The 8,374-nt window shown below is 48.3% G+C and carries 8 protein-coding genes; 6 read left to right on the top strand and 2 right to left on the bottom strand.

Going from position 1 to position 8,374, the window contains the following annotated elements; translation table 11 throughout:
* The coding region (locus NC796_RS26175) for a TRAP transporter large permease subunit (RefSeq protein WP_310688814.1) at window positions 1-539 on the top strand (539 nt) is incomplete at its 5' end.
* 63 nt (window positions 540-602) lie between these two features.
* Window positions 603-1,943, top strand: coding sequence for a serine hydrolase domain-containing protein (locus NC796_RS26170; RefSeq protein WP_310688813.1), 1,341 nt, complete (start codon window positions 603-605; stop codon window positions 1,941-1,943).
* Window positions 1,944-1,998: 55 nt separating this feature from the next.
* Here NC796_RS26170 and NC796_RS26165 read toward each other — a convergent pair whose 3' ends face one another.
* Window positions 1,999-3,216: a Gfo/Idh/MocA family oxidoreductase gene (locus NC796_RS26165; RefSeq protein WP_310688811.1), complete on the bottom strand. Its 1,218-nt coding sequence runs from the start codon at window positions 3,214-3,216 to the stop codon at window positions 1,999-2,001.
* A 131-nt stretch (window positions 3,217-3,347) separates the two neighbouring features.
* The gene (locus tag NC796_RS26160; protein WP_310688809.1) at window positions 3,348-4,595 is read right to left on the bottom strand and encodes a tagaturonate epimerase family protein; all 1,248 of its coding nucleotides are present in this window, start codon (window positions 4,593-4,595) and stop codon (window positions 3,348-3,350) included.
* Window positions 4,596-4,880: 285 nt separating this feature from the next.
* Between NC796_RS26160 and uxaC the strand changes: the two genes are divergently transcribed.
* The 4 genes from uxaC to NC796_RS26140 form a co-directional block, all read left to right on the top strand.
* Window positions 4,881-6,281 carry a glucuronate isomerase gene (uxaC, locus tag NC796_RS26155; protein WP_310688808.1) on the top strand — a complete coding sequence of 467 codons (1,401 nt, stop codon included), beginning with the start codon at window positions 4,881-4,883 and terminating at the stop codon, window positions 6,279-6,281.
* Between the two features lie 14 nt (window positions 6,282-6,295).
* A complete protein-coding gene (locus NC796_RS26150) occupies window positions 6,296-7,333 on the top strand; it encodes a sugar kinase (protein ID WP_310688807.1) in 1,038 nt (345 codons plus the stop codon).
* Between the two features lie 93 nt (window positions 7,334-7,426).
* Window positions 7,427-8,095 (top strand): bifunctional 4-hydroxy-2-oxoglutarate aldolase/2-dehydro-3-deoxy-phosphogluconate aldolase, encoded by a 669-nt coding sequence (locus NC796_RS26145; RefSeq protein WP_310688805.1) that lies wholly within the window; start codon window positions 7,427-7,429, stop codon window positions 8,093-8,095.
* A gap of 23 nt (window positions 8,096-8,118) precedes the next feature.
* On the top strand, window positions 8,119-8,374 hold a 256-nt coding region (locus NC796_RS26140; protein WP_310688804.1), incomplete at its 3' end, for a mannonate dehydratase.

Genomic DNA, 8,374 nt, shown 5'->3' with positions numbered 1-8,374 from the left:
CGCTCGTACTTGGCTACTTTTATAATGAAATTTCTTTCGGCGATCTGCCCGATATTCTAATGAATGCGGTCAAAACCACAGCTATAGTCATGCTTTTAATTGCCACCTCGGTGAGCATGTCTTGGGTGATGTCCTTCGAAAGTATTCCACAGGCGATCAGCGATGGGCTGTTATCACTTAGCGAGAGCAAAATAGTTATACTGCTGCTTATCAATCTCATCCTGCTGTTCGTGGGTATGTTTATGGACATGACCCCTGCGGTGTTGATATTCACCCCGATCTTTCTGCCCATTGTGACTGAACTGGGTATGGACCCGATTCACTTTGGCATTATGATGGTACTGAATCTCTGCATCGGTATTTGTACACCGCCCGTGGGCACACTTCTGTTCGTTGGCGTGAGTATAGCCGATACGACTATACCGAAGGTCATTAAGCCTTTGCTACCACTATTTGCGGCTATGCTTATTGCCCTGTTGCTAGTCACTTTTTGGCCGGCACTCAGCATGTGGCTGCCGAGCCTGTTTGGGCTTACATAAGCTGAATTAACAGGAGAAACATAGAAATCATTAAATCTTATTACTGTTTGATGGAGGTAATGGATGCTTGATATATCACAGGATCCAACCATTCATCCTACTCAAGTGTTCTCTACACTGGCTAGGCGATTTCATGTAGCCATGATCATCCTGATCATGAGTGTTATGCTTCCTAAGCTGGGGTTGGGTCAGGACGGAAGCCTTACCTCAGGGAATGTTGTTGATACTGACCGGCTGTCCCAGGTAGATTCTGTGCTCCAACGCTATGTTGAGGAGGAGCGTATAGCGGGAGCAGTGGGCTTAGTGATGCATGATGGAGAAATTGTGTATGAACACGCTGCCGGGTGGGCCGACCGGGAAGCCCGGCAAAGGATGGAAACGGATGCCATATTCCGTGTCGCCTCGCAGTCCAAAGCCATTACGAGCACAGCAATTCTGATGCTGGTTGAAGAAGGCAAAATCAACCTGGAAGATCCCGTCAGCCGCTGGATGCCCACCTTCAAGGAGACAACCGTTGCGGTGGAAACTGACTCCGGTCGAACCATTCTGCCGGCACGCCGGGCCATTACTATTAAGGATCTTCTTACGCATACTTCTGGCATCTCCTACGGTGGAGATCCACTTATTGCATCACTTTATAAAGAGAAGGGCTTGGGTTACGGTGAGACCTATGGGTGGTATTTCGCTGATGATAAGGAGCCTATTTGTGATAGCATGGATAAGCTGGGTACGCTCCCCTTTGTAGCCCAGCCGGGCAGCGACTGGGTATATGGCTATAATACCGATATCCTAGGCTGTGTGGTCGAACGTGCAAGTGGCCTGCCGCTGGATGAATTTTTCAGAAAACGCATTACGGGACCTCTCGGGATGGATGATACCCACTTTTTTCTTCCCCCTGAAAAAGAAGATCGACTTGCGGCCGTCTATACCCCCAGGGAAGGCGGCGAAGGTGTTGTTCGCGCTGTTGAAGGCCCTAAAGGACAAGGCCATTACGTGGACGGACCAAGACGAAGTTTCTCTGGTGGTGCGGGCTTACTCTCCACTGCCCGCGATTACGCCCGATTCCTTGAAATGATCCGAAATGGCGGGGCGCTCGACGGCAAACGTTACCTCTCCCCTCATACCGTGGCGGTCATGACCTCAAACCAGGTTGGCAACCTGTTTAGTGATGACGGCATGGGTTTCGGCCTGGGGTTTGAAACAACTGAACGCATGGGGGCAAACGGCTTTACGTCAGTTGGGACATTTGGGTGGAGCGGCGCCTACGGCTCAGACTATGAGGTAGACCCGAAAGAAAAACTCGTTACCGTACTTATGATCCAGGTCGTTCCCTACTGGGGAAGTGGAATCCGCGAGTCTTTTGAAAGTGCAGTATACCAGGCACTAGTTCCGGCAGAACAATAAGCAAAAATTGATTAACAGCAGTAACCCGATTTCCTAAACTGGTTTCCCCTACCTGCTAAATTGCATATTCTTTCTTCCATGTTTCGATTGTTCCGTTTCTCATAGCGGAATTCCCCATCAACACACAGATAGCGGAATTATGTCCATTTGTGATATTTGACTGGGGCTGTTTGTCGTTGAGTACGCAATCAACAAAATGTTCAAACGCCATTCTGGTGGGACCAACATCACTGCCAGCTTGTCCCTTGACTTTTATGGGAATAGCTTCACCCTGCTGCCAGGCCTTATTGGTCGGTTTTGTAATGGCATCAGCATCGTCACTTTCCTCTTGAGATTGCGGCTGCTGTTCGGCGTAAATTGCCGCTTGGTGGCCTGAAAGATCTCTTATTTCTATTGTTGCCTTTTTTCCATAAAAAGTAATTGAATATCCTTCGTGAGCATTGGTCGTAATTGAGCTGTATTTACCCTTTATACCAGACGGGTATTCAAAAACCGTGTGGACATTGTCATAGGTTTCGCGACCATCATCCCAATAGTCTATGCCTCCAAAGCCACTAACTTTTTCCGGGACCTCATCCAGTATCCAGTTCACAATATCAATCTGGTGGGAACAGAGTTCGGCCATCAACCCTTGCGAGTATTCCCGGTACATTCGCCAGTTAATAAGGCGTTCCAGCGATGGATCTGTCACGGGTCGCCTCCAATCGCCATTTCGGTTCCAAGTGCATTCTACATAGGATATCGGGCCGATATTGCCCTCGCTTATCACTTCATATATTCGCTGATATAGCGGATTGTGGCGGTGCTGGTAACCAACCTGGAATGTAGCAGGTGAATTGTTCACCAGGTCCGCTAATTTCTGTGCCTCCTCAATTGAGTAGGTCATTGTCTTCTCGCAATAGACATGTTTCCCCACCTGTAAAGCATCACGCGCCATGGTGTAGTGTAAATGAAGCGGCGTAGCGATAACCACCGCGTCTACCTCTTGGTTATCCAGTAGTTTCTGGTATTCACTGTAGCCTTTGGCATTAGAAGCGGCGTGACTGAGTCCTTCCTCCAGATTTTCCTCCCGTACATCACAACAGGCAATTAATTTCAATGATGGTATCTGCTTAACAACCTGGGCAATGTAATTCCCCCGGCTGCCAGTGCCAATAATCCCAAGATTAATCGTATTGTTTGCACCCAGCACCGAAGAATACCCCAAAGCATGGAGCCCGGTAAGCGCCGCTCCGGTCGTTGTAAGAAATTCCTTCCGTGAAATCTTATTCATTCCTTTACCCTCCTATTTTGGATCAATTTTATTAAACAGTTAACAGAAAAAATGTAAAGAGAATATAAATTTACCTCTCTTAGTCCTCGTAGTATCGGATACATGCAATCATAACCTGGCGGATGCGACAATCACTTGCCTATAAAAAGCGGTGTAATATGCCGCTCAAACAGATTTTCAGTTACATTTTCGCCGATAATATCTGCATGTCCCTCCAGTGCATCGGTAAACTCAGATCCTTTCTCTCCGGCAATTTTATAGGCACAGTGCAGCAGCTGCCTAAAATTTGAGTCGAACTCCGGGTGAGCGGGATTGTGTCGAAGTGCGTTGGCCACCTGCCTTCCGTCCCACCTGTCAACTTCCTCGGCGCTGGGCAGTTCAGGAGTAGAAATATCGATCACAGTCTCATACGGACCGGTCAGCTCATCATAGCGCTCCAACGCTTCTCGGTAGATATCTTTGACGATTTGAACTGCACCATCCCCTGCTAACGAAAGGCCTATCAGCTCTTCCAGCCAAGTGGTACCGGCTGTTTTCAAATGCAGGCCTTTATCATGTTTTTTTATTAGATCGTGCATCGGCTTATAGAGCGAAAACTTATCGCTCCCGGAATGCACGCTAAGTTTGAGCTGAGATGGCAGGCCAAACTCCTGAACCGCATGATCAATTACCAACAGATCTTGCTCAAACTCTTTCGCAAATTTATCGACATCCCCGACATAATCCACCCCTTTGTTGAAACGGCCGGAAAATTTCAGGGCAATCGTATCCAGCTTTATATCCCGGTCAGCCAGCATGCGCAGGATTAGTAACAGTTCCACCGGTGTTTGCGGATTTTCAACCTCGTCCATGGAGACCTCAAATACCGGTATCTCTTCTTTTTTATCCAGAACATGCCGATACACTTTGTCAACCTCCTCAATAGCCCGCAAGAAATCCGATGCCACCCGTCTCATCTTTTCTTCCGATATTTTGAACGGTTTGTCAATCCCCTCAATTTGAACCGAACCTATCAAACTTTTGTGCTTTCGGATAAAAGCATCAACCTTTGCCTCCCCTGCTGATGTCCCAATGTAATCAGCTACGTCAATCGTGAAAAAGTTTGAGTATTCTAAAAAATAATCGACGTTCTCCATCCCAATATGATCAGCATCCACAAAATAGGGATCATTCCAACCTGCATCTGCAACCGCCTGGTCAGCTTCACAACGAACTTCTTCCGGCGATGTTCCGATAATCTGGTGCTCGCGGTAAGACTTGTTCCAAACCGGTGAGATATGAACCCCTCGTTCCTTGGCTTTTAAAATTGATTTAAGTTGCGCTTTTCCCTGACGTGCAAAACGATCACCAGTACCAAACGAGTAGGTTGTTAATTTCATGATAATATTAAGTTCGATTTAAAATTATTTAGAACGTCAATACAACTAATTAGTGCACATTGATTAACTTATCTGCTTGAATATCCTACTTTTCAGAAATACCAATAGCACATTATTTAGTCGTAAAACCCCATTTTTAAGTTACCGATTACTTAAATAAAGGCATAAACATGGTTTATCCGAAAAAAAACCATTAATTAGTGCTTCTCTTTTGCATTAAAAGCACATCTTTAGTTAATTGCGACTCAATAATTTAAAGCTTGTAAATACTTTTTAATTACACCGATGAGCCACTTTATAACCGACGATTTTTTACTTCAGAATAAACACGCACAAACCCTATATCATGAGTATGCGGCCGGTCAGCCAATCATAGATTATCACTGCCATCTCCCTCCGGCTGATATTGCTGAAGATCGACAGTTTAAAAACCTGACAAAGATATGGCTCGACGGTGACCACTACAAGTGGCGTGCGATGCGTACGCTTGGCGTTGACGAGAAATTTGTGACTGGTGATACTTCTGATAAGGAGAAATTTGCCAAGTGGGCAGAAACAGTGCCGTACACATTGCGTAATCCTTTGCATCACTGGACACACCTGGAACTCAAGCGCTATTTTGGTGTAGATCAGCTGTTATCACCAGAGACCGCCGATGAGATCTACAACAGCTGCACTGAAAAGCTGCAGGATCCTGCATTTAGTGCTCGCGGCCTTTTGCGACAAATGAATGTTAGAGTAGTATGCACCACTGACGATCCTGCCGATTCACTCAAGCACCATCGCAAAATTGCGGAAGATGATTTTGAAATTGATGTGCTTCCCGGTTTCCGCCCCGATGCAGCCTATAATTTTTCTGATCCTGCTTCATACAATGAGTATCTCTCACGCCTTGAAGAGGCAAGTGGTATCTCCATTGACAAATATGAAGATTTGATTGAAGCGCTCTTTGACAGAATAGATTTTTTCGAGGCACATGGTTGCGGCCTATCGGATCACGGTATCAAGACCCTGCAGGGTAAGCCGATTGGTAAAAAGAAAGCCAAAAAATATTTTGATAAAATCCGTAGTGGTGATGAGCTGAGCATCGAAAAGCAGCAATCACTGCGATATGTAATTTTACTGGAACTCTGCCGCCGCTATGCAGAAAAGGGCTGGGTACAGCAGTTTCACCTGGGAGCGCTCCGAAATGCCAACAGTCGCATGATGGAGGAGCTGGGTCCAGATACAGGGTTTGATTCTATCGGGGACTATCAGCAAGCGGACGCCATGGCCAAGTTTTTTGATGAACTCGACAGCACCGACCAACTGTCCAAAACAGTCATCTACAATTTGAATCCAAGTGATAACGCCATCTTTGCCACCATGATCGGAAATTTCAATGATGGCTCCACTCGTGGCAAGATGCAGTTTGGATCTGCATGGTGGTTTTTAGATCAACAAGATGGCATGGAAGAGCAGATGAACGTACTTTCAAACATGGGACTACTAAGTTGTTTTATAGGTATGCTCACTGACTCCAGAAGTTTTCTATCCTATCCACGACATGAATATTTCAGGAGAACGCTCTGCAACCTGCTCGGCAAAGATCTGGAAGCCGGCCTGTTGCCTGATGACATGGAGTGGACCGGAAAGATTGTTTCCGACATCTGTTATCATAATGCTAAATCATATTTCAAATTTTAACTACAGGGATCAATATGAAGAAAGTAGTAACCTTCGGGGAGATTATGCTCCGGCTGACGCCGCCGGGCAATCTCCGGTTTTCACAGGCTAACTCATTCGATGTGGTCTACGGGGGCGGGGAGTCCAACGTGGCCTCTTCGCTGGCCACCTTCGGGCTGCCGGCCGAGTTTGTCACCCGCCTGCCGGACAACGATATCGGCCGCTGCGCGCTGGGTGAGCTCCGCAAGCGCGGGGTCCAAACCGACAATATCGCTTGGGGCGGAGAACGCCTGGGCATCTATTTCCTGGAGATCGGGGCCGTCAGCCGCGGCAGCAAGGTGGTCTATGACCGGGCCCACTCGGCGATCTCCACTATCCAGAAAGGCATGATCGACTGGGAAGAAGTCTTCGCCGATGCCCAGTGGTTCCACTGGACCGGCATCACCCCGGCGATCTCCCAGGGGGCCGCCGACGCGACCAAAGAAGCCATTGAAGCGGCGAATGAGTTAGGAATTACCGTCTCCACCGACCTGAACTACCGCGCCAAGCTGTGGAACTACGGCAAGCAGCCCGGCGATGTGATGCCGGAGCTGGTTGAGGGGTGTGACATTATCCTGGGCAACGAAGAGGACGCCGAGAAGCACTTCGGCATCCATCCCGACCAGGTGGACGTAACCCAGGGGGGAACTGTTGAATCGGAGGCCTACCGGGCCACCTGCGAGCAGCTCTACGAGCGATTCCCGCGCTCCAAGAAGATCATTACGACCCTGCGGGGTTCGATCAGCGCCTCCCACAACACCTGGTCGGGGGTGCTCTACAACGGGGAGGAGTTCCTGACCACCGACACCTACGACATCACCCACATTGTGGACCGCGTGGGCGGGGGCGACTCGTTCATGGCGGGCCTCATCTACGGGCTGATCACCTTCGACGGGGACGACCAGAAGGCCCTGGACTTTGCGGTGGCCGCCTCCTGCCTGAAGCACACCATCTACGGGGATGCCAACCTGTCGACGGTCGAAGAGGTGGAGAAGCTGATGGGCGGAGATGCCTCCGGACGCGTTTCACGGTAGCATTACCTCCATATAAAAAGTTAATCTGGCAGTGGCTATCTATGCATAGCCACTGTTTATTATTTGTACTTTGAACTTTTAAAAAACAATAGAATGGCACGTTTTTCTAGAATTGAAGTGGCAACCACAATGAGGAAAAAAGGGGTGGTTCCACTATTTTATCATGATGACCTGGAACTGAGCAAAAAAGTATTAACGGCTTGCTACAAAGGCGGTGCGAGACTGCTGGAGTTTACCAACCGCGGGGACTTTGCCCATGAAATTTTTGGGGAGCTAAATAAATTTGCCCGAAAGGAACTCCCGGAAATGATTATGGGGGTCGGTTCTGTACCCGATGGCGGTACGGCTTCCATGTATATGCAGCTCGGGGCTGACTTCATTGTATCCGCTATGCTGAAAGAGGATATTGCCCGGGTTTGCAACCGGCGAAAAGTCCTCTGGGCACCGGGCTGTGGTACACTAACCGAGATAAACAGAGCCGAAGAGCTTGGGGCGGAAATTGTAAAAATATTCCCTGGAAGTCAGTTGGGACCTGGTTTTATCAAAGCTGTGACCGCTCCGAATCCATGGACCAGCCTGATGCCAACCGGCGGCGTAAAGGCAACCAAAGAAAACCTCTCCGGATGGTTCAACGCAGGGGCCGTTTGTGTTGGAATGGGATCGGACCTCATCACCAAGGAGCACCTGGCAAACGAAGATTTTAAAGGCCTAGAGCAGCATGTTCGAGAGACCATTGAACTTGTAGAATCCGTTCGTAAGTAAGCTTGGAAAACAGAGGGGAAATTATGCAATTTGAGCAAACATGGCGCTGGTTTGGATCATACGACACTATCAAACTCTCCGAAATTAAGCAGACCGGGGCTACCGGGATCGTTTCAGCCCTGCATCACCTACCGCATGGAGAGGTCTGGGCGGTTGACGAGATCCAAAAACGGAAGCAGGAGATCGAAGATGCGGGTATGACATGGTCGGTAGTGGAGAGTATTCCTGTTCACGAAGATATAAAAAAACAGACCGGGAATTATAAACAATGGATCGAAA

The sequence above is a fragment of the Aliifodinibius sp. S!AR15-10 genome, assembly GCF_031569985.1.
Taxonomy (GTDB): domain Bacteria; phylum Bacteroidota; class Rhodothermia; order Balneolales; family Balneolaceae; genus JAMQKA01.
The sequence above is the reverse complement of the archived record's forward strand: the minus strand, read 5'-3'. Positions and strand labels throughout refer to the sequence as shown.

Bases quoted from the DNA above. Each gene is read 5' to 3' on its own strand.
- NC796_RS26170 (WP_310688813.1), top strand. From the start codon at position 603: ATGCTTGATATATCACAGGATCCAACCATTCATCCTACTCAAGTGTTC.
- NC796_RS26165 (WP_310688811.1), bottom strand. From the start codon at position 3,216: ATGAATAAGATTTCACGGAAGGAATTTCTTACAACGACCGGAGCGGCG.
- NC796_RS26160 (WP_310688809.1), bottom strand. From the start codon at position 4,595: ATGAAATTAACAACCTACTCGTTTGGTACTGGTGATCGTTTTGCACGT.
- uxaC (WP_310688808.1), top strand. From the start codon at position 4,881: ATGAGCCACTTTATAACCGACGATTTTTTACTTCAGAATAAACACGCA.
- NC796_RS26150 (WP_310688807.1), top strand. From the start codon at position 6,296: ATGAAGAAAGTAGTAACCTTCGGGGAGATTATGCTCCGGCTGACGCCG.
- NC796_RS26145 (WP_310688805.1), top strand. From the start codon at position 7,427: ATGGCACGTTTTTCTAGAATTGAAGTGGCAACCACAATGAGGAAAAAA.